The following is a 24,348-nucleotide window of genomic DNA, read 5'->3' as shown; positions in this document are numbered from 1 at the left end:
ACATCGTGACGCCCGACGCCCACCACCGAGGAGTGCTCGTGACGATGACGGCCAGGCCGAGCGCGATCGGCGGCTACGAGGACTGGCCGGCCTGGCTCACCGGCCGGCGGCTGCTCGACGGCGACGCCCTCACCACCCGCCTCGCCGCCGCTCTCGGTGTCCCCGCGCCCGGTCCCGCTCCGGTGGTGCGCACCGTGCGGGAGTGGGACCGCGACGGCGTGACGGTCGCCGAGCTCGAGTGGTCCACCGGCGTCGGCCCACCCACCCGCGCCTGGACCGTCCGGCCGGCCCGCGCGGACGGGCCCCTGCCCGGCGTCCTGCTCCTCCACTGCCACGCGGGCGTGAAGTCGGTCGGCGCGGAACGGCTGGTCCGGACGCCCGAACCCACCGCCGTCGCCGAGCAGCTCCGCCGCGACCTCTACGAGGGCCGGGCGTTCGCCGAGGACCTCGCCCGGCGCGGGTTCGTCGTGCTCGCCCACGACACCTTCGGGTGGGGCTCGCGGCGCTTCGTCCTCGACCCGCCGCCGGCCAGCATCGCCGCGCAGGGCTCCCTGGCTGTGGCGGCCCTCGCCGGGGCGGACGCCCCGACCGACCCCGACCGCGCCGGTGCCGCGACCGCGGTGGCCGAGGCTGGTCAGCCCGACGACGCGGCCTACGACGTCGCCGCGGGCCTCCACGAGCACGTCGTCGCCAAGGCCGCGGGCCTCCTCGGGACCTCGTTCGCGGGCATGGTGGCCCACGACGACCTCGTCGCCGCATCAGTCCTGCGCGCCCTGCCGGGCGTCGACCCGGCGCGCACGGGCGCGGCCGGCTTCTCCGGCGGCGGGGGCCGCGCCGCCACGCTTGCGGCGCTTGACCCGCAGGTCCGCGCGAGCGCCGTCGTCGCCATGATGACGACGACGGCGGCCCTGTTCCCGGCCTTCGCGGACGCCCACTCGTGGCTGCTGGCCACGCCTGGCCTGCTGCACCGCACGGGGCTGCCGGAGATCGCTGCCGCGCGGGGCGCGCACGACCTGCTCGTGCTGTCCTTCGACGGCGACGAGCTCTTCCCGCCCGACGGCGTCCGCGCCGCCCACGCCGAGCTGCGGGAGCGGTTCCCGGGGGCGGCCGGCTCACTCGAGGAGGCGATCCTCCCCGGCGGTCACGTGTTCAGCGTGGGTGCGCAGGAGCGCGTCGGCGCGTTCCTCGAGCGCTCCCTCGCCGGCTGACGCCGGCGAGCTGGCTGACCCCGGCGACCCGGCCGACCTAGCGGCAGACCGGGCGCCAGCCCGCGGCAGCACGGGAGCCCGGCGTCACCGCAGCGCCGGGTACGCCGCCTTCGGCAGGTGGTACGCGAGGTCGACGGCAGTCTCGACGGCCTCGTCGAGGTCGATCCGGTGCTCGGCGACGAGCCGGGCGAGGTAGCCGGCGTCGATGCGCCGGGCGAGGTCGTGCCTGGCGGGGATGGAGGCGTAGGCGCGGGTGTCGTCGACGAACCCTGTCGTGTTGTAGAACCCGGCCGTCTCGGTCACGGCCTCGCGGTAGCGGCGCATGCCGTCGGGGGAGTCGAGGAACCACCACGGCGCCCCGAGCCGCATCGCCGGGTAGACCCCGGCCAGCGGGGCGAGCTCGCGCGAGAACGTCGTCTCGTCGAGGGTGAAGACGATGAGCCCGAAGCTCGGGTGGTGCCCGAACGCCTCGAGCACCGGCCGCAGCGACCGCGTGTACTCGGTCGAAACCGGGATGTCATAGCCCTTGTCGGGGCCGAACGTGGCGGCGACGGCGGCGTCGTGGTCGCGCAGCGAGCCGGGGTGGAGCTGCATGACCAGGCCGTCCTCGGTGGACATCCGCGCCATCTCGAAGAGCATGTGCCCGCTGAAGGCCTGGGCCTCGGCGTCGGTGGCGTCCCCGCGGCGTGCCGCGGCGAACATCCGCGCAGCCTCCTCCGCCGACAGCTCGGTGGTGTCGGCCGAGAGGTGGCCGTGGTCGGTGGCGCGGGCACCGGCGGCGACGAACGCCCGCCGGCGCTGGCGCAGGGCGGCGAGGTAGCCGGCGTAGTCCGAGGCGTCGACGCCGGAGACGGCGCTGAGCTCGTCGACGAGCCCGGTCCAGTCCGGCCGGGTCACGTGCAGCAGCGGGTCGGGCCGGAACGTGGGGACGATCCGGTCGCCCCAGCCCTCGTCGGCGAGCGCCGCGTGGTGCGGCAGCTCGGAGGTGGCCGGGTCCGTCGTCGCGAGGATCTCGAGGTTGAACCGCTCGAACAGCGCGCGCGGCCGGAACGCCGGGCTGGCGATGCGCTCGCTCAGCTCGTCGAAGAGCGCGTCGGCGGTCTCGGCGGAGGGGCGCTGCGTCACCCCGAAGACCTCGACGAGCTCGTGCTCGAGCCAGTACCGCGTCGGCGTGCCGCGGAAGAGGTGCCAGTGATCGCAGAAGCGCTTCCAGATCGTGCGGGCGTCCGTCTCGACCGTGACTCCCGGGTCCGCCGTCACCGGCCGGACGCCCATGTCGGCCACCGTCATGCCCTGCGAGACGAGCATGCGCACGAGGTAGTGGTCCGGGACGACGAGAAGCTGTGCGGGGTCGGGGAACGCCTGGTCCTCGGCGAAGACGGCGGCGTCGACGTGCCCGTGCATGGACACGAGCGGCAGGGGCGCCGTGTGGCTGTAGATCTCCCGCGCGATCGGCCTCAGCTCGCCGGCGGGCAGGGCTCGGTCGGGGTGCAGGGTCCAGTGCTCGGTCATGCGAAGTGCTCCTCGGGTCTGGCGGCAACAGCGGCGCCGGCGCTAGCATGTAAGCGCTTGCACGCGTGACTTGCCCAACGTACCAGCAACGGGCGGCCCCACCGAAGGGGTACCCCGGGCCGGGTCCGCACCCGACGACCAGACGGAGCTCTCCGCCATGACCGCGCGACTGAACCTCACCACCCTCGACCGGCTGCCCGCGGCGGTCGCCCGCCCCGCCGTCGACCCGCGGGAGGTCAGCGTCGGTGCCGTCCACCTCGGGGTCGGTGCCTTCCACCGTGCCCACCAGGCCGTCTACACCGAGGACGCCATGGCTGCCGCGGGTGAGACCACCTGGGGCATCCACGCCGTCACCCAGCGCTCGCCCCGGGTGGCGGAGCAGCTCGCCCCCCAGGACGGGCTCTACGGGGTGCTCACCAAGGGCCTCGACCACGGCGGCGCCCCGACGGCGTCCATGCGGGTCATCGGTGCGCTGCGCGACGTCTCCTTCCCGGGGGAGCAGACCGGCGCCGTCCTCGACCGGCTCGCCGCCCCGACGACGCACGTCGTCACCCTGACCGTCACCGAGAAGGGCTACCGGCGTGCCGGGGGCCGGCTCGACCTGGCCGACGACGACGTCCGCGCCGACCTCGCCGCCCTGTCCGCCGAGCTGCGCACCGGGCGGGCCGAGGACGCCGCCGCTCGCTCGGCCATCGGGATGCTCGCCCGGGGTCTGGCCCGCCGGGCGCTGCACGACGCCGGGCCGATGACCGTGGTCATCTGCGACAACATCGTCCACAACGGCGCCATGCTCGAGGGCCTCGTGGCCGACTTCCACACGGCCGCCGACGCCCCGCGCGCCGAGGAGGTCGCCGCCTGGGTGCGGACCCACGTCACTTTTCCCTCCACGATGGTCGACCGGATCGTGCCGGCCACCACCGCCGAGCACCGCGCCGAGGCGCAGGCGATCTCCGGGGTCGAGGACCACGGCCTGGTCGTGGCCGAGCCGTTCACCCAGTGGGTGATCGAGGACCGCTTCGCCGGCCCCCGGCCGGCGTGGGAGCGGGCCGGGGCGACGCTCACCGACGACGTCGCCCCCTACGAGGACGCGAAGCTGCGCATCCTCAACGGCTCGCACTCCTACCTCGCCTACCGCGGCGCCGTGCTCGGCCACCGGACCATCGCCGAGGCGGTCGGCGACCCGCGGCTCCTCGCCGACGTCACCGCGTTCATCGACGACGACGTCATCCCCACGCTCGCCGCGCCGCCCGGGCTCGACCTGTCCGCCTACCGCGACTCGGTGCTCGAGCGCTTCGCCAACCCGGCCACGGGGCACACGACTATCCAGGTGGCGATGGACGGCTCGCAGAAGCTCCCCGTGCGCCTCCTCGGCACCGCGACCGACCGGCTCGCCGGCGGCGCCGTGCCGCACCAGGTGGCCAGGGCGGTGGCGTCGTGGATGGTGTTCGTGAGTCGGACCGCCGACGGCGACCTCGTGCTCGACGACCCGCTCGCCGGCCGGCTGCAGGCTGCGGCGTCGGGTGACTCCGGCGCAAGTGGTGGCCGTGCCGACGGGACCGCGAGTGGCTCTGCTGGTGGGGCAGGTGGCTCGGCCGGTGGCGCTGCGAGCAGTGGCCTCGCGGACCGGTTGCTCGACCTGGGCGAGATCTTCCCGGCCGACCTCGCCGGCGACGACGCCTTCCGCGCCGCCGTGCGCGAGCAGGTGGCCGATCTCCAGGCGGAGCGGGTGGGCAGCGCACGCCGGCCCTGACCCCGTCGCCACCTCAGGGGCCGCCATTCAGAAGCGCCCGCGACCTCGTGATCCACACCCTCTGGAGAGGTGCCGTACAACTCCCGTACAGTTGGTGCCGGAGGCGTGGAGATGGCGACGAAGAGCAAGCGGCTGGAGATGCGCGTCGACGAGGAGACGAGCGCGCTGCTCAGTCGCGCCGCCTCGCTGTCGCGCGAGCCGGTGTCGACCTTCGTGACGCGGGCCGCCCGTGCGGAGGCGGGCCGGGTGCTTGCCCGGGCGGACGTCACGCTCATGCCGGCCGAGCAGTTCGACGCCTTGATGGAGACTCTGGAGCGCGCTGATCAGGCACCCGCCCTGGCACGGGCGGCAGCACGGCGTCGTCGGTTCGACCGTGCATGAACCGGCCGCGTCGGTCTGACGAGCAGCACTTCCTGTCAGAACCACTGTCGCCGGAGCACCGACTCGACGACTTCACATGCGGTCGCACCTCGCTCGACCTGTGGCTCCGGGAGCAGGCACTCCGGGCACAGCGGGCGGGCACCGCCCGGACCCACGTGTGGACCGTGCGGGGAAGCCTGTCGGTCAGGGCCTACTACGCCGTCGCTCCCACGCAGCTGAACCGGGCGGACGGACTCTCGCGGTCGATGTCGGCGGGGTACACCTCTGTGCCGGCGTACCTGGTTGCCAGGCTGGCCGTCGACCTGGAGCTCCAGGGTCGAGGCCTTGGTGCCGAGCTCCTCCTCGACGCTCTCGAGCTGGTCGTCGAGGCCGCCGAGCTCGGCGGCGGCAGGCTGGTCGTCGTGGACGCGATCGACGAGATGGCGCGTGCCTTCTACGAGCACCACGGCTTCACGCGAATCGGCGGAAGTGATCGGCTCGTCATCAAGGTGGCGACGGTTGCCGACGTGCTCCGGCGCTCGAAGAGGTTGTGAGGACGTGGGCGCAGCGTGGGAACCCGGTGGGGCAGGGGTGCTTGCCCTGCCGTCGGGCAGGCTCGTCCGGGGCCGGTCGTTGCGCGCGCTGCCGCCCGGCCCGCCGCCTCAGTTCGCGCTCTACCTCGCCGCGCGACCGGTCGCGCCCGCGCAGTGGGAGAGCCGGTGGCTGCGCTGGCCCGACTTCCGGCTTCCCGCCGATCCCGGAGCGGTGGCGGACGCCCTGCGCGAGGCGTGGCAGCGGGCAGCCACGGAGCGCGTGGAGATCGCGTGCGCCGGCGGCCTCGGGCGCACCGGTACCGCCCTGGCCTGCCTGGCAGTCCTCGACGGCGTCCCGCCGGGCGAGGCCGTCGCCTTCGTGCGGGAGCGCTACGCCCGCCGCGCCGTCGAGACAGCCGGGCAGCGGCGGTTCGTGCGCCGCTTCGGCGGTCTCGCCACGAACGATCCCTCTGTTGCCGAATGATCCCCGCACACCACTCTCACTCGGCGACACCGCTCTCGCTCGGCGACGGGGTGATCGCTCGCGGTGCCGGTCAGGTCACGGCCCCCAGCTGCCACGGCACGAACTCCTCCTGGCCGAGGTCGAGCTCCTCGCTCACCGACGCCTCCCCGGACGCCACCGCGATGATCTTCTCGAAGATCTCCTCGCCGACCTCGGTCAGCGTCGCGGTCCCGTCGACGATGCGCCCGCAGTTGAGGTCCATGTCCTCGTGCATGCGCTCGTACATCTCGGTGTTGGTGGCGAGCTTGATCGTCGGCGCCGGCTTGGAGCCCAGCACCGAGCCGCGCCCGGTGGTGAAGCAGACGACCGTCGCGCCACCCGCCACCAGCCCGGTGACCGAGACCGGGTCGTACCCGGGGGTGTCCATGAACGCGAAGCCCACGCCGCGCTCGATCGGCTCGGCGTACTCGTAGACGGCGGAGAGCTCGGCGGTCCCGCCCTTGGCGACGGCGCCGAGGGACTTCTCGAGGATCGTCGTCAGCCCGCCGGCCTTGTTGCCGGGGGAGGGGTTGTTGTCCAGCGTCCCACCGCCCGCCGCGGCGTAGTCCTTCCACCACGCGATACGGTCGAGCAGCTTCCGACCGACCTCCTCGCTCACCGCGCGCCGGGTGAGCAGGTGCTCGGCGCCGTAGACCTCCGGTGTCTCGGCGAGCACCGAGGTGCCGCCGGCCCCGACGAGGAGGTCCGAGGCGTGGCCGAGCGCGGGGTTCGCGGTGATACCGGAGTACCCGTCGGAGCCGCCGCAGTTCAGGCCGAGGACGAGCTCGGAGATGTCGGCGTCCTCGCGGCGCGCCTGGTTCACCTCGGGCAGCATGGCGCGGATCTTCGCCACGGCCTCGCGCACGGTGGCCCGCACGCCGCCGCTGTCCTGGATCGTCATCGTCTCCACGTGGAGGCCCTCGGGCAGGTCGAGGCCCGCGGTGAGGGACTGCACCGGGATCATCTCGCAGCCCAGCCCGAGGACGAGCAGGCCGCCGAAGTTCGGGTGGTGGGCGTACCCGCGCAGCGTGCGCAGGAGGGTCTGCCCGCCGTTGGAGTCGGGCACGAGGCCGCAGCCCGAGCCGTGGGTGATGGCCATGACGCCGTCGACGTGCTCGAACTCGTCGAGGACCCCGATGCCGCGGAACTGGTCGGCGATCATCTTCGCGGTGCTGGCCGAGCAGTTGACCGAGGTGATGACGCCGATGAAGTTGCGCGTGCCCACGCGCCCGTCGGCCCGGCGGTAGCCGCGGAACGTCCGCCCCCGCATCGTCGGCGGCACCGTCACCCGGGCGGTGCCGAACTCGTAGTCGTGCTCGCCGTCGTCCATGGCGAGGTTGTGGCCGTGGACGTGCTCGCCGGGGAGGATCTCCCGCGTGGCGCGGCCGATCGACTGGCCGTACTTGCGCACCTGACCACCCGCGGCCGCGGCGCGCACGGCGAGCTTGTGGGCGCGCGGGACGGTCGCGGCGACGACGAGCGGCTCGGCGCCCTCGCGCTCGAGCACCGTGCCGGCGAGCAGGTCGCGGGTGGCGATCGCGACGTCGTCGTCGGGGCGCAGGAGGATCGTCGCCTCCGCGAGCGGAAGCGGTGTCGTGGTCCGGAGCGTGTCTGACATGAGAACCTTTCCGTGGACCTCTCCCCAAGAGGCAAATGGCCCGGTACGCTAGGCGTAAGCGCTTTCATCGTACCGTCCCCGCGAGAGGAGGACCACCCCCATGGCGACCATCCACGACGTCGCACGCGAGGCGGGGGTGTCGATCGCGACCGTCTCCCGCTCGCTCAACGGCGCCGCGCGCGTCAACCCCGAGACCCGGCGCCGCGTCATCGAGACGGCCGAGGCGCTCAACTTCCGCCCCAACCTCGCCGCCCGGGGTCTGGCCACCGGCAAGCTCGGCAACGTCGGCGTGCTGCTGCCCGACGTGTCCAACCCGTTCTTCGGCCCGATCGTCGCCGGCATCGCCCAGGTCGCGCAGGAGCGCCGCTTCGGGATGTTCCTCGCCGACTCGCGCGAGGACCCCTCCGTCGAGCCCGAGCTCGTCGCGCGGCTGAGCCAGCAGGTCGACGGCCTCATCCTCATCGCCTCGCGCCTGGAGGACGACGACGTCCGCGTCTTCGCGCAGCGCCGCCCCACCGTCCTGGTCAACCGCCTCGTCGACGGCGTCGACGGCGTGGCGATCGACGCCGCCCAGGGCATGGACGACCTGCTCACCCACCTCGCGCGCATGGGTCACACCTCCGTGCTCTACCTCGACGGCCCGGCCGCCTCGCGGTCGGGCCGGGCGAAGCGCGCCGGCCTCACGGCGGCCGCCGACCGGCTCGGGGTGGACCTGCGCATCGCCGGCCCGCACGCGCCCACCTTCGCCGGTGGCCGCGCCGCCGCACAGAAGGTCGTCGACTCCGGTCGCACCGCCGTCATCGGCTTCGACGACCTCATCGCGTGGGGCCTGCTCACCCGGGTGCGCGAGATGGGCGTCGACGTCCCGGGCCGGCTGAGCATCGCCGGCTTCGACGACTCCCTCGACGAGGGCATGGTCACCCCGGGCCTGACGACGATCGCGGCCCGCAGTGGGTCGATGGGCACCATCGCCGCCGAGATGCTCGAGCGGCGCCTCGCTGACGTCACCCTGCCGCCGGCGTCGGAGCTCCTCCGCTCCACCCTCGTCGTCCGCGGGTCGACCGGGCCGGTGGAGAGCACGCGCGAGGCGGCCCGCGCCATCGGCTGATATGTAGGGCGGTTTGTCAAGTGGGCAGGGGTTGGCCGCCGGTCCGGGGCTGGGTTGCTCCGGATCGGGCGGCTTTCCCTTTTCCTGGCCTGTGAGTCCTGGGTGGGGTGCGTGTCTGTTCGACGCGGTGTCGAGTCTGATATGCGCGGGTTCGTTGCCGCATGACGGTGGTTTCGGCGGGGACGGTCGGCACGGTCTGAGGTCGGGCGTGCCCGGCCTGGTCAGGGTCCGGGGGCTCACAGCCGATTCGTGGGTCGTCCCCTCACGCTGCTTCCTCGCCGCAGGGCCGGCGGGTCAGGGCTTGTTCACCGGGTGGTGGCCAGGGACCAGCACCATCCGGCGAGTTCTCGGGCGATCGCGATGTTCGCGACCGTGGTGCGTTTGTGCTCGGTGTCGAAGTGTTCCCAGCGGCGGTGCAGGCGCAGGTTGCCCTCGTGGCCGCGGGCGGCCTGGGTGGGGGTGGCGGCATCGAAACGAGCTTGCAAGATGGTCCCGACCCGGTAGCCGGGGCGGTGGTGCCAGGCCGCTTCGACGAGCAGTCGGCGGGCGTGGGGGTTGCCGGCCTTGGTGATCGGCCCCAGGCGCCGGGTGCCTCCGGAGGAGTGCTCGGTCGGGGTCAGGCCGAGGTAGGCGCCGATCGAGGCGCCGGTGAACCGGTCCCAGTCACCGATCTCTACGGCCAACGACATCGCGGTGATGCCGGCGATACCGCGTAGGCAGCCCAGGGCGTGGAACACGCCGGTGAACTCACTCTCGGCTGCCAGGAGGGCGACCTGGTGGGCGAGGTTCTTCTTGCGGGCCTCCAGCAGCAGGACGTGTTGGTGGGCGTCGTCGAAGGCGGTCTGGGAAGCCGGCTGCGGGAGACGGATCCGCGCCAGCCAGGCGTGGTGCTCCAGAGTCCATGCTCTCCCGCCGGAGTAGACGATGCCGTGGCGCAGGAGGAGCTTGGAGGCGCGGTGCCGGGCGCTCATCAGGTCGGTGCGGGCGTCCTCGTGGGCGCGGGTCAGGTCTCGAGCGGCTTCCTCGGTCGGGGTCGGGACCCGTACCGCGGTCAGGTCCGCGGCTGCCAGGCGCCGGGCCAGCAGAGTCGCGTCACGTTTGTCGGTCTTGACCCGGTCGCCCGATGCGCGGGCGATCTTGGAGGGGGCGGCGACCACGCACCGCAGCCCGGCCTGGTCCAACGCCCTAGCGAGGCCGAACCCGGTCGGGCCGGCCTCGTAGGCCACCGCTGCCGGGCCGTTCAGACCGGTGAGGAACCGCAGCACCGCGGTGGTCTCTGCGGCCAGGTGGGCATTGATGAGCTCGCCGGTGGTCAGGTCGAGCGCGGACGCGCTGATGGAACGGGCGTGGACGTCTAGACCCACGACCCACCGCTCACGAGCGGCAGGGATTATGTTGGTGAACACAGGAGCCTCCCGACGACTGTGATCCACCGGCGCCCCGGATTGGTCACCGGTGGTAACTCACGACGATGCGCCGCGGGGGCTCCTGCTGACCAGCCCCCGGTCAGTCCCACAGACACGCCGTCACAGGGGGCCCTTTACCGCGCAGGCTCACAGATCGCGCCGCCTCCAGGCGAAGGTGTGGTTGTCGGTGGGGAGTCAAGACCGGGCCGCAGGCCCGCCCCGCAGGGGACGAAGTGCCTTGACGCCCCACCGACAACCACCACAATCACCAACCAGCGGCGCGACCCCGAGACCCAACACCAGCCGCACTACATACCGTCTGAGGCCAAATCGGCAACTGGGGCTGTCGTCACCACCAAGATGCGTTGCGGGTCATATGATTTTCGCGTCATACTGAGTGGATGCTGGTCGACTGGAACGACGACTTCCAGCGGATGCTTGACGATCTTGAGCGCAAGGCCACCGGCGGTGACTGGTCGGCGCAACGGAAGCTGGACCTCATCGCAGCCCAGATCCAGTACATCGAGGAGCTCGACGACGAGCCACGCGACGAGAGTCCGACTCTCAGGCGGGTCAGGCAGTCGAAGAGGTACCCGGTCTGGCGCTTGTCGCATCCGTTCGAACCTGGAATCGCCGTGAGGACGATCGTGTGGTTCATGGACACAGAGACCGCGGTGGTGGTGCTCTTCAGCGGCGACAAAGCGGGGATGGGTGATGTGTTCTACGACAGCGTAGGCACCCGGGCCGATCAGATCATCGAGAAGTTCATGCAGGAGGACGGGAAGTGAGCCCCATGGAGAGGTCACGCTCCACGCGCGGGAACGATTGGCTCAAGGAGCGTCTGTCTGACCCGGAGCGCGCGACTGAGGTCGCCAAGATCCGTGCGGGCATGGCAGAGGAGGACCGCATCTACGCGATGAACCTCGCCACCGTCCGCAAGGCGGGCCAGCTCACTCAGGAGGAGCTGGCGAAACGGCTTGGTGTGGGCCAGGACGCCGTCTCTCGCACCGAACACCGCGAGGACATGTTGCTCTCGACGCTCCGCAACTACCTACATGCCGCGGGGGCCGTCGATGTGGCCATCACGATGACCGTCGGCGGGCGACGCGTCGAGCTCGACATCGACGCACCGTGAGTGGAACGGAGGGCTCGGTCGCCTGCATTCGAGGGTGATTCGTCCGAAAGGACGGACGGCCCGGGTCCGGCGCGGTTCCCCGTCGTAGCGTGAAGACGCCGCCCCGGTTCCGTGGGCGGCGCGAGGAGCGCCCGGCGCCCGGGCGCAAGGAGCGCCCGATGACCGTGCGTACCCCGTCCACACCCGGCTCGACCGTGCGTACCCCGTTGACCCTGTCCGACGTCGAGGTCGGAGCCGGCCTGAGCGCCGCGCTCGCCCTGGCCCCCTCCGACGTCGTCGACGCCGTGACCGGCTCGGGCCTCAAGGGCCGCGGCGGAGCAGGATTCCCCACCGGGCTGAAGTGGGCCCTGGCCGCCGGGGCGCCCGCGCCGGACGGGCGGCGCTACGTCGTCTGCAACGCCGACGAGGGCGAGCCCGGGACGTTCAAGGACCGCGTCCTCCTCGCCGAGCTCGCCGACCTCGTCCTCGAGGGCATGACCATCGCCGGGCACGCGATCGGCGCGGCCGAGGGGATCCTCTACCTGCGTGGCGAGTACGTGTACCTGCGCGAGCACCTCCTCGCCCGCCTGGCCGCCCGCCGCGCGGACGGCCTGCTCGGCCCGGACGCCCTCGGCCCCGGCGCCCCCTTCGACATCCGGCTCCACCTCGGCTCCGGCGCCTACGTGTGCGGCGAGGAGACCGCGCTGCTCGAGAGCCTCGAGGGCCGCCGCGGCGAGCCGCGCAACCGCCCGCCCTTCCCCGTCATCAGCGGGCTGCACGGCGCGCCGACCGTGGTCAACAACGTCGAGACCTTCGCCTGGGTGACGGCGATCCTCGCCCGCGGGCCGGAGTGGTTCGCCGCGATCGGCACCGACCGGTCCACCGGGCCCAAGCTCCTCAGCGTCTCCGGCGACGTCGAGCGGCCGGGCGTCTACGAGTTCCCCCTCGGGGTGCCCATCGGGGAGGTCCTCACCGCGGCGGGCGGGCTGGACGCCCGCGCCGTCATCGTCGGCGGGGCAGCCGGCCGGTGCGTGCCGGCCACGGAGTTCGGCCGGGCGATCAGCTACGAGGACGTCGCCACCGGCGGCGCCGTCATCGTCCTCGGCCCCGACCGTGACCTCCTCGAGGCGGCCGAGAACATCATGAGCTTCTTCGCCGACGAGTCGTGCGGGCAGTGCACCCCCTGCCGCGTCGGCAACGTCAAGATCCTCGAGGGCATCGCGATGCTGCGGGCCGGCACCTGCACCGCCGAGCACCTGGCGGACCTCGAGCGCCTCGGCGCGACCATGCAGGTGGCGTCGAAGTGCGGCCTCGGCCAGTCCAGCCCGAACGTCTTCCTCTCGATCCTCGAGCACTTCGGGGACGAGCTCACCCGGGCCGCCGCACCTGCGCCGGCCATCTGAGGAGCCCGCCATGGTCGCCCAGGCCACCCCCGCCCCGTGGGCCCCGCCCACCGCGGCCCCCACCACCGTGCCGGTCGCCGTCACCATCGACGGCCGTCCCGTCGAGGTCCCCGCCGGCACGTCCGTCCTCGACGCCGCCAAGCAGGCCGGCATCCGCATCCCGACGCTGTGCCACCACCCCGACCTGCCCGACGCCGGCGTGTGCCGGGTCTGCGTCGTCGAGATCGAGGGGCAGCGTGCCCTGCAGGCCGCGTGCGCGTACCCGCTCACCGTCCCGGTCGAGATCCGCACGCACAGCCCACGCGTGGCGCAGGCCCGCCGCGACGTCGTCGACCTCATGCTCTCCGAGCACGTGGGGGAGTGCCCCACGTGCGCGCGGAACGGCAGCTGCGAGCTGCAGGACCTCGCCGCCGAGCACGGCGTCGACTCCTGGCGCCTCGGCCGGCGAACCGAGCCCACCGGTCGTCAGGACCTCCTCGGCCCGTCGGTGACCATCGACCTCGACAAGTGCGTCCACTGCCTGCGCTGCGTGCGCACGTGCGCCGAGCTCCAGGGCATCGGGATCCTCGGCGTCCTCGGCCGCGGGGACGCCACCACCATCGGCACCTACCTCGACCTGCCGCTCAACCAGCTCAGCTGCATCGGCTGCGGGCAGTGCATCAACCGCTGCCCCACCGGCGCCCTGCAGGCGGTCGACGACACCGCCGCGGTGTGGTCGGCGCTCGCGGACCCCACCAAGCACGTCGTCGTCCAGACCGCGCCCGCCCCGCGCGCCGCGATCGGCGAGGAGTTCGGCCTCGAGCCCGGCACGGCCCTGACCTGGCCGCTCAACACCGCCCTGCGCGAGCTGGGCTTCGACCGGGTCTTCGACACCAACTTCGCCGCCGACCTCACCATCATCGAGGAGGGCGCCGAGCTCCTCTCGCGCCTGTACGACAACCTCGTCCGCGGCGACACCACCCGCCCCGTGCCCATGTTCACCTCCTGCAGCCCCGGCTGGGTCAAGGACATCGAGCACCGCTACCCCGACCTGCTGCCGCACATGTCGACCTGCCGCTCCCCGCAGCAGATGTTCGGGGCGCTCATCAAGACCTGGTACGCCGACGCCAACCACCTCGACCCCGCCGACGTCGTCTCGGTCTCCCTCATGCCCTGCACCGCCAAGAAGTTCGAGGCCGCCCGCCCCGAGCTCTCCCGCGACGGCCGGCCCGACGTCGACATCGCACTCACCACGCGCGAGGCCGCGAAGATGATCCGCCAGCGCGGCATCGACCTGCCGAACGAGGAGGCCTCGGACTTCGACAACCCCTTCGGCACCGCCACCGGCTCCGGCGTCATCTTCGGCGCCACCGGCGGGGTCATGGAGGCCGCGCTGCGCACCGTCATCGAGCTCGTCACCGGCCGGCCCGCCGAGGAGTACTTCACCCACGCCGACGTCCTGCCCGTGCGCGGGTTCGACGGCGTCCGGCTGGTCGAGGTGACCATCGACCAGGTCGGGCCGGTCCCGGACCTCATCGCCCACCTCGTCCCCGACCTCGAGTGGCTGCGCGGCGCGACCCTGCGCCTGGCCGTCGCGCACGGCACCGCCAACGCCCACCGCATCCTCGACGACATCCGCGCCGGCGGGGAGTTCTCCCGCTGCCACTTCATCGAGTTCATGGCCTGCCCCGGCGGGTGCCTGGGCGGCGGCGGCCAGCCCATCCCCACCAGCGCGGAGATCCGCGCCGCCCGCGCGCGAGCCATCTACGCCGAGGACGCCGCCTACGGCCTCCAGGGCCGGCCGCGCAAGAGCCACGAGAACCCCGCGGTCCTGCGCCTGTACCGCGAGCTCCTCACCGAGGGCCCCGGCGGGCGCACCGCCCACCACCTCCTGCACACCAGGTACACCGAGCGCGGCGAGTTCGTCGCCGCCGGAAGGGAGGAGCCGTGCTGACCCTGCCCGAGACCTCTGGCCGCGACGCGACGACGGCCGGCGCCTCCGCCGTGCGGCCCGACCGTGCGCCCGGCGGGGGGAGCGCCGCGCACCTCGCGCTGGCGGAGGCCGCGATGGCCCGGCACGGGACCGAGCGGTCCGCACTCCTGCCGGTCCTGCAGGAGCTCGCCGCCGCAGGTGCGATCGACGACGGCGCGATGCAGCTCCTCGCCGCACGGTTCGCTCTGCCGCCGGTCGAGATCCAGGGCGTCGTGACGTTCTACGCCTTCCTTTCCGCCCCGCCCGCGCGCCACCGGGTGCGGCTGTGCCGCACGATCAGCTGCGAGCTGGCCGGCGCCGCCGCGGTGGCCGAGCGTCTGGCGGGGACCGCGGCCCGGGCTGCCGCCTCCGGCGGGAGCGTCGCGGTCGAGGAGGTCCACTGCATCGGCCTGTGCGACCAGGCGCCCGCGATGCTGCTCGACGACGCCGCGTACGGCCACCTCACGCCGCAGTCCGCGGCCGCTGCGGTGAGTGTCGCGGTCGCGCGGGACCTGGATCCCGTCGGCGAGCACGCTGCCGAGGGTGAGCCGGCTGTCGGGGGCGAGCCGGCTGCCGAGGGCGAGCCGGCCGCCGTCGGCGCGACGGATGCCCCCGGCGAGGCGCCGTGACCCCCGGCCTGGCCGCGGCGGGGCTGACGGCCTTCTTCTACGGCATCACCCCCGTCTGCGCCCGGCGCGCCATCCGCCTGCTCGGCTACGTCAAGGCCAACCTCGCCCGACTCACGGTCGCCGCCGTCGTCATGGGCGTGCTCGCGTTCACGGTGGGCCGCGGGGTGGGGGACCACTACGCGATGTTCGCCGCCGCCGGCGCCCTGGGCTTCGGCGTGGGCGGGCTGGCGATGTTCCGCGCCCTGCCGCTGCTCGGCGCCCCGCTCGCCTCGCTCGTCGTCGAGACCACGGCGGCCTTCGCCGCGGCGATCCTGGCGCTCGTCTGGTTCGCCGACGCCATCACCGCCCGGGAGATCACCTTCAGCCTCGTCATCCTCACCGGGGTGGTCCTCGGGCTGCTGCCGTACGTCAGGGGCACCCAACGGCCGCGGGTGGCACTCGGTGCCGCGCTGGCTGTCCTTGCCGCGCTCGCCCAGGCGGGCAGCGCCGTCATCAGCCGCCGGGCGCTCCTGGCGATCCAGCAGGCCGAGAACGCCGCCGCGGGCGGGCAGACGCCCCCGGTCGGCCGCAGCATCGAGCAGGTGAGCACCGCGGCGTTCGACCGGCTCACCGGCGGGGTCGCCGTGGCGCTCGTGGCGCTGGTCCTGGTGCGGCTGCTCGCCGGCCGCCGGGCCTGGGCGAAGGCCGCACTGGCCCCCGCCCCCGGCGTGGTCGGCGGCCGCGGACCGCGCACGGAGCTCGGCCCGCTCGGCAACCGCCTGCCCGACCGGGCCTGGTTCTGGGTGGGCGCCAACGCCCTCTTCGGACCCATCCTCGGCGTCACCGCCATGGTGTGGGCGCTGCAGACCATGCAGCCGGGCGTCGTCCAGGCGGTGGCCGCGATGGCACCGCTCATCGCGATCCCGTTCGCGCGGTGGCTCGAGGGGTACCGGCCGCCCACCGGGTACTACCCCGGCGCCGTCATCGCGGTGGTCGGGCTCGCAGGGCTGGCGCTGAGCGCCTGAGGCAGGAGACGCTCAGCGCCCTACCTGCGCGCGCCCACTGTCACCGATGTCCTGAGACATGGCGGTCGAAGCCGGCCAGTGGCCCGAGCCGACGGACGGCGTTCGAGCCGGGCGACGGCGTTCGAGCCGGGCGTCGATGGCCCCAGCCGGTTCACCAGGTTGCTCAGATGGCTGTCGATAACGACCATTTGAGCAACCTCGTGCCCGCCGCTCGTCCCGCCACCCGGCCCACCGGCGCACGGGGTGCTGAGGTGGCTGTCAATCGCGACCAATTCAGCAACCGTGTCGGCCGACGGGGTCCGCCCCGGCTGACGAGACTGCTGAGATGGTCGTCAATCGCGCCCGATCGAGCAGACTCGTGCTCAGCGAGCGTCCCGCCACGCCACCCACCGGCGCACGAGGTCGAGGTCGTAGTCAGGTCCGCTGCTGCCGATGGTGAACAGGGTGACGCCGGCATCGAGGAGGCCCCCGGCCACGTCCTCGGGACGACGGCGCACCGCGGTGGACCGTTCGATCCGGGCCGGGTCGCGCCCGACGTCGGCGCAGTGCCGGTCGAGCACCGCGCTCTTGTGCCGGATCGTCTCGAGGGAGCCGAAGGCGTGCCAGATGTCGGCGTGCTCCGCGGTGTAGCGCAGCGTCTTGCGCTCCCCGCCACCGCCGACGAGCACCGGGATCTCCCGCGTGGGCGCAGGGTTGAGCCGCTCCCAGCGCGACCGGATCCTCGGCAGAGCCTGCCGCAGGTCGGCGAGACGGGTGCCGGGCGTGCCGAAGTCGTAGCCGTACTCGCGGTAGTCCCGCTCGAACCATCCCGCGCCGATACCGAGGATGAGGCGGCCGCCGCTGATGTGGTCGACCGTGCGCGCCATGTCGGCCAGGAGCTCGGGGTTGCGGTAGCTGTTGCACGTGACGAGCGCGCCGATCTCGACCCGGCTCGTGGCCTCGGCCCACGCGCCGAGCATGGTCCAGCACTCGAAGTGCTTGCCGTCCGGGTCGCCGTCGAGCGGGAAGAAGTGGTCCCAGTTGAAGACGACGTCGACGCCCGCGTCCTCGGCACGCGCGACGGCGTCCCGGATCTGCGGGTAGTCCGCGTGCTGCGGCTGGAGCTGGACGGCGATGCGCACGGGTCGTTCCATGCAGGGATCCTGCCACCCGTGGTCGTGGCCGGCGCTACGGAGCCTGCCCAGCCGGACCGGCGCCACCGTCGCGCTCGCCGATCGCCTCGGAGCCGGCAGCTCTCACCGCGTAGACCAGGCGGGCGAACTGTCCGACGGCGGTCGCCGAGACCAGCCGGAGCCGGTCCGACTCCACCCGACGGGGGAGGAGCGGGGCCCCGCCCGTCAGCGCGACCGGCGCCACGGACAGCGCGATCTCGTCGAGCGCACCGGCGTCGAGGAACTGACCGGCGAGGTCGCCCCCGCCCACCACCCAGATGTCGCCGTCGCCGGCGGCACGGCGGATCTCCGGGAGCACGTCCGCCACCGCACCGGAGACGAAGCGCACGTCCGCGCCGTCCGGCACCGGCAGGTCGCGGGTGGTGAAGACGAAAGTCGGCTTCTCGCCGTGGAACTCCCGCCACTTCTCGGGGTGGGCGAGGATGTCCTGCTCGGCGAGGATCCACTCGTACGTCGTCGAGCCCTCGACGAGCACCGCGGCGCCGGAGGGGAACAGCTCGTCGTCGGGCGTCTCGCCGTTCTCGACGGCGAACAACCAGGCGAGCGAGTTGTCCTCGTCGGCGATCCAGCCGTTGATGCTCGTGGCGGTGTCGAACACGATGCGGCCCATGGACCTGAGCGTAGAGCGGGGGCCCGGCGACGGGCAGCCATCAGTGGACCCCGGGACGCAACGAGATTGCTCAAATGGACGCAACGAGATTGCTCAAATGGTCGTAGATCACGACCATTTGAGCAATCTCGTGCCGTGGGCCAAGGGCCAAGGGCCAAGGGCCGTGGGCCGCGGGCCATGAGGTCGTGGCGGTGCTCGCGGTCTCCGGACGCACTGCGGTGGCCATCGTTCCCGAGCCCGAGCCCGAGCCCGAGCCCGAGCCCGAGCCCGAGCCCGTTCCCGAGCCCGAGCCCGAGCCCGTTCCCGAGCCCGAGCCCGAGCCCGTTCCCGAGCCCGAGCCCGAGCCCGTTCCCGAGCCCGAGCTAGAGCCCGAGCCGGAGCCGCGGGGTCCGGTCGGCGCAGCAGGCGACCGCGTGCCGGCACATCCTGGCGACACCATGCCGTAAGGTCGAACCTGACACGTCAGGAGGTCCCTGACGGCTGAGGGGATCACTGATGGCGCGTTCGGAGGAAGTCGCGGTATCGATGCGCTGCTCGTTCTGCGGCAAGGCGGCGCACGAGGTCGCCAAGGTGATCGCGGGGCCCGGCGTCTACATCTGCAACATCTGTGTGGACCTCTGCCGGGACATCCTCGCGGCCGACGCGGCAGCCACCGGCAGGGAGGAGGTCGACGGCGCGGGCGTCGAGGTGCCCGACACCCGGCTGGCCGTCTGGGACGACATGACCGACGAGCAGCTGCTCGAGTACCTGCCCCGCATCGTCGCGGCCTCGGACCAGGTCGCCTCCGGGCTGCGCGAGTGTGTGGGCAGGCTGCGTGACCACGGCGTCACGTGGGCGCGGATCGGTGCGGCCCTCGGCATGACGAGGCAGTCCGCCTGGGAGCGCTTCTCCGGCGAGGAGTGAGCTGGACGTCTCGTTGCAGGTCAAAAGGACGTCCCAGCGGCGAGCTGACAGCCGGCCACCCGGACGCCCTGGCTGAGTCCGAGATCGTGGACGCTGACGCCGGTCCATCTTGAGCCAATCTTGAGGTGGGAATTCCCGCCATTGAGCCGCTACCGGCGCTCCATTGCCCGTTTCCTCAATTTTTCCCAAATGTGACGTCCGCGCACTGAGGGAATCTTCAGGTAATCCGGACCCCCTCGCTGCGCGATGCAGCGCCTTGCCCCATAACGTCATTGACGTGGGAAGTGACAGCCGCTCAGCAAGAATCAGTGGCCCTTCTTGCGTCATTTGTGGGGGACAAGAATTGGGGAGACAGAAGCTGTGAAGAACACCTTGAGGGGCGCCTCGGTTGCGACGGCGATCCTGATCGCCGGAGCTCTTTCCGTCCCTGCCTACGCCAACAACGGTCGCGGACAGGATGAGGTCCCGGACCCCAGGGTCACGCTGTGCCAGGCAACCGCCTCGGCGAAGAACCCTTACGTCATGATCACGGTCGACGCTGCGTCGGCCTACAACGGTCACCTCGGCAGCGGCGACGTCGTGCCCGTCTTCACGTACCTCGGCCAGACCTACGGCCCCTTCGGCGACCAGAGCATCCTGGCCGCCGGCTGCGCGGTTGCCGTCGAGGAGCCGCCGGCCGAGGAGCCCCCGGTTGAGGAGCCGCCTGCTGAGGAGCCTCCGGCCGAGGAGCCGCCTGCTGAGGAGCCTCCGGCCGAGGAGCCGCCCGCTGAGGTGCCCCCGGCCGAGGAGCCGCCGGCTGAGGAGCCCCCGGCCGAGGAGCCGCCGGCTGAGGAGCCGCCCGCCGAGGAGCCCCCGGCTGAGGAGCCGCCCGCCGAGGAGCCCCCGGCCGAGGAGCCGCCGGCTGAGGTGCCCCCGGTCGAGGAGCCCGGCGACGGAGGCGCACTGCCCGACGAGCAGACGCCGGAGCCCCCCGCCGTCGAGCCGGCAGACCCCAAGGTCACGATCTGCCAGGCCACCGCCTCGGAGCAGAACCCCTACGTGACGATCACGGTCGACGCTGCCGCCGCCTACAACGGGCACCTCGGTGGCGACGACATCGTCCCGGTCTTCACCTACCTCGGTGAGACCTACGGCCCCTTCGGTGACCAGGACATCCTCGCCGCCGGCTGCGCCGTCGCCGACGGGGAGCCGCCCGTCGAGGAGGAGCCGCCGGCCGAGCCCCCGGTCGACATCCCGGACGGCGGCACCTCGCCGGACGACCAGACGCCGGACCCCGAGACGCCGGTCGACGAGACGCCCGACCCGACGACCCCGGTCGACGAGACGCCCGACCCGACGACACCCTCGACGCCGGTCGACACCGGCACGTCCGACGTCGAGGAGGGCCGCATGGATGAGCCCGCCTCCCGCTCGCTCGACGGACTCGTCGGCCGAGCCCCGGTCACCACGCCCGTCGTGACCGAGTCCGCCGTCGCCGCCAGGACCGTGACCGTGAAGACGCTGCCCAACACCGGCGGCACCACGGGCCCCCTCGCCATCGCGGCCCTCGCCGCCGTGGCCCTGGGTGCTGCGATGATCCGCCGCAGCGCCCGCGTCTGACCACCGCGCACGGCCGAGACCGGCCCTTCCCCGCACCGGGGGAGGGCCGGTCTTTCGTCACCGGGCAGGTGGCGCCGTGGGTTCCGTCACCCGGCGGGCGGCGCCGTGGAGTCCCGGACCACCAGCGACGTCGGGACGAGGGTCCGGCCCGCCTCGGGCCCGTGTCCCTCGATCTGGCGCAGCGCCTTGTCCACGCAGCGCCGGCCGACCTGGGCGAAGTCCTGGTGGATCGTCGTCAGCGGCGGGCAGTAGGACGCAGCCCCCGGGACGTCGTCGAACCCGACCACGCTCACGTGCTGCCGCGCCGCAATCCTCCGTTCGCGCAGCGCGCGGAGGATGCCCAGGGCCATCTGGTCGTTCGCCGCGAACACGGCCGTGCACTCGTCCGGCAGGGCGAGGCCGGCCTGGTAGCCGGACGCGGACGACCAGTCGCCGTGCAACATGCGGGGCACCGGCCGGCCGTGCGACCGCAGGGTCTCGGCCCACGCAGCCGCCCGGCGCTGGGCGGCGAAGGAACCGTCCGGCCCGGCCACGTGCCAGACCGTCTCGTGCCCCAGCCCGAGCAGGTGCTCGACCGCCTGACGCGAGCCGTCCGCCTGGTCGGTGTCGACGACCGTGTACTGCTCGTCCGCGTCGGAGTCGACCACCACGACGTTCGCGTCCGGCGGCAGCGTGATCCGGACGGCGTCGAGGAGGTGGACCTCCATGACCACGATCACGGCGTCGACGGCGAGCTCGCCCAGCCGGGTGAAGGCTCCCCGGACCAGACCCTGGGTGCCGACCCCTACGCCGAGGTCGTCGTGACCCAGCCGACGCGGTCGGACCCCACGGCCACGGTGACCGTGACCAGCGGGACGGCGCCCAGGAGCGGACCTGCACGGTCCAGCTGGCGGGCTAGGACAAGGGCCGGGCGCCGCGCGAGCGCGATCCCCGGTCCTCCCGCGGGTAGGGCTCACGCCGGCGGATCGGGGAAGCCGACACAGCGGCCGGCGCGCAGGAGAACGGAGCGGCGGGGTGGGCGAGGCGTCCACCCCGCCGCTTCGTCCTGCCCAGCGATGACCGACCGGCGCTCACCGCCCGGTACCGAGACGCCCGAAGTGGAGCACCGGACCGCCGCGGAGGAGGAGCGTCGGCCCGCCGGGACGGAAGGTGTTGACCCCCGCGCAATCATCTCCCTAAACTGCGCTAAACCGCTTTAGGAGAATGGTCGGTCTGTTCCAGATCAGGAACATTCCTGCGCGCCATTTCTCTGACGCGGACGTGCCCGGTCGTGCTCTCCGACACGGCCGAACTCGATGGAGAGGGAGACCGATGGAGAACGCCGGCATGACGAGGCGAACGATGCTCAAGGGGGCGGGGGTCGTGGTTGCGACGTCGGCGATCGCCTCCGCCACGGCGGCGCCGGCCGCCGCTGCGCCGACGACGTGGATCGACGTCGTCGGGCACTTCGAGTCCCGCCACGAGCCGTGGGCGGTGCATCTCGGCAACGAGTACGGAGCGGCCACCGCCACCTTCGAGCGTGACGCCACCGTGTCTGCCGTGGGGGAGCGGTCCGGGAAGCTCACCGCCGACTTCTCCGCCGCCGGACGCTATGTCGCCCTGCGCAAGACTCTGGACCACCTCGACATCACGAAGGTCACCTTCGCCGTGATGAGCCAGGGAGCCAGCCGGGTGCAGGTCCGGCTCGTGAGCGGCTCGAACGTCCTGCGCAACACCCAGGTCAACATCCCCGCCTCGCCGGGGTCCTGGACGCCCGTCGAGGTCACCCACTTCAACAACATCGCCGGGATGGAGGACGTCGTCCGGCTGGAGCTGCAGGTGTGGAAGGACCACCTCGGTGGCCGCACGGCCGCCACCGTGTGGTTCGACGACGTCCGTGTCGAGCACACCGTCAGCCCCGTGGTCCCCGCGTCGCTCGAGACCAGCGGGCTGCCCGTGGTTCTCACCGACGACGTCGACCTCGTCCCGCTCGTCGTCCGGGCGCAGTACGACGGCGGGTCCGCCATGGACGTCACCCAGCACTCCACCCTGACGAGCTCCGACCCGGCCGTCCTGCGGATCGACCCCTACGGGTACCTCACGCCTGTCGCGGCGGGCACCGCGGAGATCGGGATCGACCACCTCGGTGTCGTCCAGAGCTTCCCGATCGAGGTGCGGGTCCCGCGCGAGCTGGTCATGCCCACCGTCGTCGACGGGCGCCTGCTCGAGGGTGACCGCCCGCTGGGCTTCACCGGCTTCAACTACGACCTCATGATGCTCGGCTTCCCACGGCGGGCCGACTGGACCGGGCTCGACGCAGACATCGCGCTCATGGCCTACTGGGGCCTCGGGGCTGTGCGGGTCCCGCTCAACCTCGGCATGGTCCAGCCCGCGCGGGGGGTCTTCCCCGACGACGACGCCTGGGCGGGCGAGATGACCTCCCGCGGGATGAATCCCGAGTGGATGGACATGCTGGACCACTTCGTCGAGCGGGCCGGGCGTCACGGCGTCCGCCTCATCCTCGACTGGCACCGGTTCCCGGTCGACCCCTACGACTACTGGAGCGGGGGCCGCACCCAGGACGCCGGTACCGGCAAGGACGGAACCGCCTTCGCCTACCTCGCGCCCTCGCTCACCGAGCGCGGAACCCTGAACATGTCCGACCCCGCCCATCTCGACGCGCTGCTGGACGCGCACCGGTGGCTGGCCGCGCACTTCCGTGGCAGCCCGGGACTGCTCGGCATCGAGGTGCCGCACAACGAGCCCCACGACGCCTACATGTCCGTCCAGGCCAACTGGCGCCGCGTCACCGAGCGCGCCGCCCTCGCGGTGAAGGCGGGCGATCCGGACCGGCTGACCTTCGCCATGGCGCCGGCGTACGGGCACGACGTCTCGACGGCTGCCCCGACCTGGCAGCTGCCCGGCGTCGTCGACGGCAACGCGCCGCACCACTACATGCCCAACGCGCCCATCGAGCCGCGCCCGGACGCCCCCGACCGGCACTCGCCCTGGCTCGCCCGCGACGTCGACGAGGTGTTCTCCCACGCGATCGCCTCGCTCTTCGCCCCGTACTCGACCTCCCGGGCGCCGGTGTACAACGGCGAGGGCGGCAGCTACGGGTGGGACTCCTTCCTCCCCGACCTCACCAACGTCGAGGCGGCCGAGCTCATGATCGAGGCCGGACTCGCGCAGTACTACGCGGCCGGCGCCGTCGGTCAGCTGCACTGGGCGCTGTGGCACAACGCCAAGGACTTCGTGCCGTTCGAGGAGATCTTCGACCGGCTCTACCGTCGCTATGCCCCCGTGTACGCCGCCGGACCGGTGGACTGGCGTGCGGCGCCGGTCGCCCTCGTGCAGAACCCGGCCGCGGTGCCGGTCTCCAACGGCCACAACTGGTCGGTGGTGCCGTTCGTACGGCTGGCCCTCGACCTCCACCTCCCCACGTTCCACCTGCTCACCGACGACGAGATCATCGACACGATGCTCACCCAGGTCCCGACCGGCTTGGAGCAGGTGGACGGCCTCAGCGCCGAGTTCGCCTACAAGGCCGTGGTCGTCGACCGCCGCAACCTCGACGAGCGCGTCCGCTCGGTCCTCGACCGCGAGGACCTCGGTGTCCCGGTGCTGTGGCTCGACGACGTCGCCACCCTCACACGCGAGGACCTCGCGCGCTTCCTCACCGGCGCGGGTGTGCCGGTGGACCAGAAGACCGGGACGGACTTCCAGCTCATCGAGGGACCTGAGCACCTCGTCGTCTACCGGCGCGCGGCCAAGAACCCCGCGCGGACCCGGATCTTCCCCAGGGTGCGGCGCGACGGCAGCTTCCGCCTCGTCGCCGAGGACGGCGGCGTCGCCTACGAGGGCAACGCGGGGACGCTCCTGGCCCGCGGTCTCGATCTCGAGCTCGAGCAGTGGCACAGCGTGATCCTGCGCATCGAAAGCTGAGGCTCGGTCCCGCCCGAACCCCGCGACCGGTTCCGCCCGAAC

22 protein-coding genes are annotated in these 24,348 nt (G+C 72.8%); 16 read left to right on the top strand and 6 right to left on the bottom strand.

Going from position 1 to position 24,348, the window contains the following annotated elements:
* Positions 1-5 precede the first annotated feature (5 nt).
* The gene (locus AAEM63_RS16290; RefSeq protein WP_341359273.1) at positions 6-1,208 is read left to right on the top strand and encodes an acetylesterase; all 1,203 of its coding nucleotides are present in this window, start codon (positions 6-8) and stop codon (positions 1,206-1,208) included.
* A gap of 84 nt (positions 1,209-1,292) precedes the next feature.
* On the opposite strand, the gene uxaC is transcribed toward AAEM63_RS16290, so the two are convergent.
* Positions 1,293-2,720, bottom strand: coding sequence for a glucuronate isomerase (gene uxaC / locus AAEM63_RS16285; protein WP_341359272.1), 1,428 nt, complete (start codon positions 2,718-2,720; stop codon positions 1,293-1,295).
* Positions 2,721-2,877: 157 nt separating this feature from the next.
* Here uxaC and AAEM63_RS16280 point away from each other — a divergent pair, with 157 nt between their 5' ends.
* The 4 genes from AAEM63_RS16280 (at position 2,878) to AAEM63_RS16265 (ending at position 5,847) form a co-directional block, all read left to right on the top strand.
* Complete coding sequence (locus AAEM63_RS16280; RefSeq protein ID WP_341359271.1) at positions 2,878-4,470, top strand: mannitol dehydrogenase family protein; 1,593 nt, start codon at positions 2,878-2,880, stop codon at positions 4,468-4,470.
* Between the two features lie 111 nt (positions 4,471-4,581).
* Entirely contained in the window at positions 4,582-4,851 is a 270-nt protein-coding gene (locus AAEM63_RS16275) for a DUF1778 domain-containing protein (protein WP_341359270.1), read from the top strand.
* A gap of 155 nt (positions 4,852-5,006) precedes the next feature.
* The gene (locus AAEM63_RS16270; protein WP_341359269.1) at positions 5,007-5,384 is read left to right on the top strand and encodes a GNAT family N-acetyltransferase; all 378 of its coding nucleotides are present in this window, start codon (positions 5,007-5,009) and stop codon (positions 5,382-5,384) included.
* A 37-nt stretch (positions 5,385-5,421) separates the two neighbouring features.
* Entirely contained in the window at positions 5,422-5,847 is a 426-nt protein-coding gene (locus AAEM63_RS16265) for a protein-tyrosine phosphatase family protein (protein WP_341359268.1), read from the top strand.
* A 70-nt stretch (positions 5,848-5,917) separates the two neighbouring features.
* On the opposite strand, the gene AAEM63_RS16260 is transcribed toward AAEM63_RS16265, so the two are convergent.
* Positions 5,918-7,483 (bottom strand): altronate dehydratase family protein, encoded by a 1,566-nt coding sequence (locus AAEM63_RS16260; protein WP_341359267.1) that lies wholly within the window; start codon positions 7,481-7,483, stop codon positions 5,918-5,920.
* A gap of 100 nt (positions 7,484-7,583) precedes the next feature.
* On the opposite strand from AAEM63_RS16260, the gene AAEM63_RS16255 reads away from it, so the two are divergent.
* Positions 7,584-8,591: a LacI family DNA-binding transcriptional regulator gene (locus AAEM63_RS16255; RefSeq protein ID WP_123914731.1), complete on the top strand. Its 1,008-nt coding sequence runs from the start codon at positions 7,584-7,586 to the stop codon at positions 8,589-8,591.
* A 305-nt stretch (positions 8,592-8,896) separates the two neighbouring features.
* Here the strand turns inward: AAEM63_RS16255 and AAEM63_RS16250 are convergent, their stop codons facing one another.
* Entirely contained in the window at positions 8,897-9,997 is a 1,101-nt protein-coding gene (locus AAEM63_RS16250) for an IS110 family transposase (protein ID WP_246006125.1), read from the bottom strand.
* 401 nt (positions 9,998-10,398) lie between these two features.
* On the opposite strand from AAEM63_RS16250, the gene AAEM63_RS16245 reads away from it, so the two are divergent.
* The 6 genes from AAEM63_RS16245 to AAEM63_RS16220 all read left to right on the top strand — a co-directional run bounded on the left by AAEM63_RS16245 (position 10,399) and on the right by AAEM63_RS16220 (position 16,098).
* Positions 10,399-10,785, top strand: a complete 387-nt coding sequence (locus AAEM63_RS16245) for a hypothetical protein (protein ID WP_123914729.1) — start codon at positions 10,399-10,401, stop codon at positions 10,783-10,785.
* A 5-nt stretch (positions 10,786-10,790) separates the two neighbouring features.
* Positions 10,791-11,132, top strand: a complete 342-nt coding sequence (locus AAEM63_RS16240; protein WP_123920142.1) for a helix-turn-helix domain-containing protein — start codon at positions 10,791-10,793, stop codon at positions 11,130-11,132.
* A gap of 158 nt (positions 11,133-11,290) precedes the next feature.
* Positions 11,291-12,514, top strand: a complete 1,224-nt coding sequence (locus AAEM63_RS16235; protein ID WP_341359266.1) for an NADH-ubiquinone oxidoreductase-F iron-sulfur binding region domain-containing protein — start codon at positions 11,291-11,293, stop codon at positions 12,512-12,514.
* A gap of 10 nt (positions 12,515-12,524) precedes the next feature.
* Complete coding sequence (locus AAEM63_RS16230; RefSeq protein ID WP_341359265.1) at positions 12,525-14,447, top strand: [FeFe] hydrogenase, group A; 1,923 nt, start codon at positions 12,525-12,527, stop codon at positions 14,445-14,447.
* Positions 14,441-15,094, top strand: coding sequence for an NAD(P)H-dependent oxidoreductase subunit E (locus tag AAEM63_RS16225; protein WP_341359264.1), 654 nt, complete (start codon positions 14,441-14,443; stop codon positions 15,092-15,094). The genes AAEM63_RS16230 and AAEM63_RS16225 overlap by 7 nt, the downstream gene beginning before the upstream one ends.
* Positions 15,091-16,098 carry an EamA family transporter gene (locus AAEM63_RS16220; RefSeq protein ID WP_341359263.1) on the top strand — a complete coding sequence of 336 codons (1,008 nt, stop codon included), beginning with the start codon at positions 15,091-15,093 and terminating at the stop codon, positions 16,096-16,098. The genes AAEM63_RS16225 and AAEM63_RS16220 overlap by 4 nt, the downstream gene beginning before the upstream one ends.
* A gap of 362 nt (positions 16,099-16,460) precedes the next feature.
* On the opposite strand, the gene AAEM63_RS16215 is transcribed toward AAEM63_RS16220, so the two are convergent.
* Both AAEM63_RS16215 and AAEM63_RS16210 read right to left on the bottom strand, forming a co-directional pair.
* Positions 16,461-17,231, bottom strand: coding sequence for an LLM class F420-dependent oxidoreductase (locus AAEM63_RS16215; protein WP_341359262.1), 771 nt, complete (start codon positions 17,229-17,231; stop codon positions 16,461-16,463).
* Positions 17,232-17,265: 34 nt separating this feature from the next.
* Complete coding sequence (locus AAEM63_RS16210; RefSeq protein WP_341359261.1) at positions 17,266-17,880, bottom strand: dihydrofolate reductase family protein; 615 nt, start codon at positions 17,878-17,880, stop codon at positions 17,266-17,268.
* Between the two features lie 185 nt (positions 17,881-18,065).
* On the opposite strand from AAEM63_RS16210, the gene AAEM63_RS16205 reads away from it, so the two are divergent.
* From AAEM63_RS16205 to AAEM63_RS16195, 3 genes are all read left to right on the top strand, one after another.
* On the top strand, positions 18,066-18,326 hold the full coding sequence (locus tag AAEM63_RS16205; RefSeq protein WP_341359260.1) for a hypothetical protein: 261 nt from the start codon (positions 18,066-18,068) through the stop codon (positions 18,324-18,326).
* A 49-nt stretch (positions 18,327-18,375) separates the two neighbouring features.
* Positions 18,376-18,783 (top strand): ClpX C4-type zinc finger protein, encoded by a 408-nt coding sequence (locus AAEM63_RS16200; protein WP_341359259.1) that lies wholly within the window; start codon positions 18,376-18,378, stop codon positions 18,781-18,783.
* Between the two features lie 522 nt (positions 18,784-19,305).
* Positions 19,306-20,382 (top strand): hypothetical protein, encoded by a 1,077-nt coding sequence (locus AAEM63_RS16195; protein WP_341359258.1) that lies wholly within the window; start codon positions 19,306-19,308, stop codon positions 20,380-20,382.
* A gap of 86 nt (positions 20,383-20,468) precedes the next feature.
* Here the strand turns inward: AAEM63_RS16195 and AAEM63_RS16190 are convergent, their stop codons facing one another.
* On the bottom strand, positions 20,469-21,089 hold the full coding sequence (locus tag AAEM63_RS16190; RefSeq protein WP_341359257.1) for a substrate-binding domain-containing protein: 621 nt from the start codon (positions 21,087-21,089) through the stop codon (positions 20,469-20,471).
* A 619-nt stretch (positions 21,090-21,708) separates the two neighbouring features.
* On the opposite strand from AAEM63_RS16190, the gene AAEM63_RS16185 reads away from it, so the two are divergent.
* The gene (locus AAEM63_RS16185; protein WP_341359256.1) at positions 21,709-24,306 is read left to right on the top strand and encodes a cellulase family glycosylhydrolase; all 2,598 of its coding nucleotides are present in this window, start codon (positions 21,709-21,711) and stop codon (positions 24,304-24,306) included.
* The last annotated feature ends 42 nt before the right edge of the window (positions 24,307-24,348 follow it).

Origin of the sequence: Georgenia sp. M64 (assembly GCF_038049925.1) — a bacterium.
Lineage (GTDB): Bacteria > Actinomycetota > Actinomycetes > Actinomycetales > Actinomycetaceae > Georgenia.
Note: the sequence above shows the minus strand (reverse complement) of the source record. Positions and strands in the feature narration are given on the sequence as shown.

Excerpts from the sequence above, each read along its gene's own strand:
- AAEM63_RS16195 (WP_341359258.1), top strand. The coding sequence starts at position 19,306 with ATGATCACGGTCGACGCTGCGTCGGCCTACAACGGTCACCTCGGCAGC.
- AAEM63_RS16185 (WP_341359256.1), top strand. The coding sequence starts at position 21,709 with ATGACGAGGCGAACGATGCTCAAGGGGGCGGGGGTCGTGGTTGCGACG.
- uxaC (WP_341359272.1), bottom strand. The coding sequence starts at position 2,720 with ATGACCGAGCACTGGACCCTGCACCCCGACCGAGCCCTGCCCGCCGGC.
- AAEM63_RS16235 (WP_341359266.1), top strand. The coding sequence starts at position 11,291 with ATGACCGTGCGTACCCCGTCCACACCCGGCTCGACCGTGCGTACCCCG.
- AAEM63_RS16210 (WP_341359261.1), bottom strand. The coding sequence starts at position 17,880 with ATGGGCCGCATCGTGTTCGACACCGCCACGAGCATCAACGGCTGGATC.
- AAEM63_RS16245 (WP_123914729.1), top strand. The coding sequence starts at position 10,399 with ATGCTGGTCGACTGGAACGACGACTTCCAGCGGATGCTTGACGATCTT.
- AAEM63_RS16260 (WP_341359267.1), bottom strand. The coding sequence starts at position 7,483 with ATGTCAGACACGCTCCGGACCACGACACCGCTTCCGCTCGCGGAGGCG.
- AAEM63_RS16215 (WP_341359262.1), bottom strand. The coding sequence starts at position 17,231 with ATGGAACGACCCGTGCGCATCGCCGTCCAGCTCCAGCCGCAGCACGCG.
- AAEM63_RS16240 (WP_123920142.1), top strand. The coding sequence starts at position 10,791 with ATGGAGAGGTCACGCTCCACGCGCGGGAACGATTGGCTCAAGGAGCGT.
- AAEM63_RS16230 (WP_341359265.1), top strand. The coding sequence starts at position 12,525 with ATGGTCGCCCAGGCCACCCCCGCCCCGTGGGCCCCGCCCACCGCGGCC.
- AAEM63_RS16200 (WP_341359259.1), top strand. The coding sequence starts at position 18,376 with ATGGCGCGTTCGGAGGAAGTCGCGGTATCGATGCGCTGCTCGTTCTGC.
- AAEM63_RS16190 (WP_341359257.1), bottom strand. The coding sequence starts at position 21,089 with ATGGAGGTCCACCTCCTCGACGCCGTCCGGATCACGCTGCCGCCGGAC.
- AAEM63_RS16280 (WP_341359271.1), top strand. The coding sequence starts at position 2,878 with ATGACCGCGCGACTGAACCTCACCACCCTCGACCGGCTGCCCGCGGCG.
- AAEM63_RS16255 (WP_123914731.1), top strand. The coding sequence starts at position 7,584 with ATGGCGACCATCCACGACGTCGCACGCGAGGCGGGGGTGTCGATCGCG.
- AAEM63_RS16275 (WP_341359270.1), top strand. The coding sequence starts at position 4,582 with ATGGCGACGAAGAGCAAGCGGCTGGAGATGCGCGTCGACGAGGAGACG.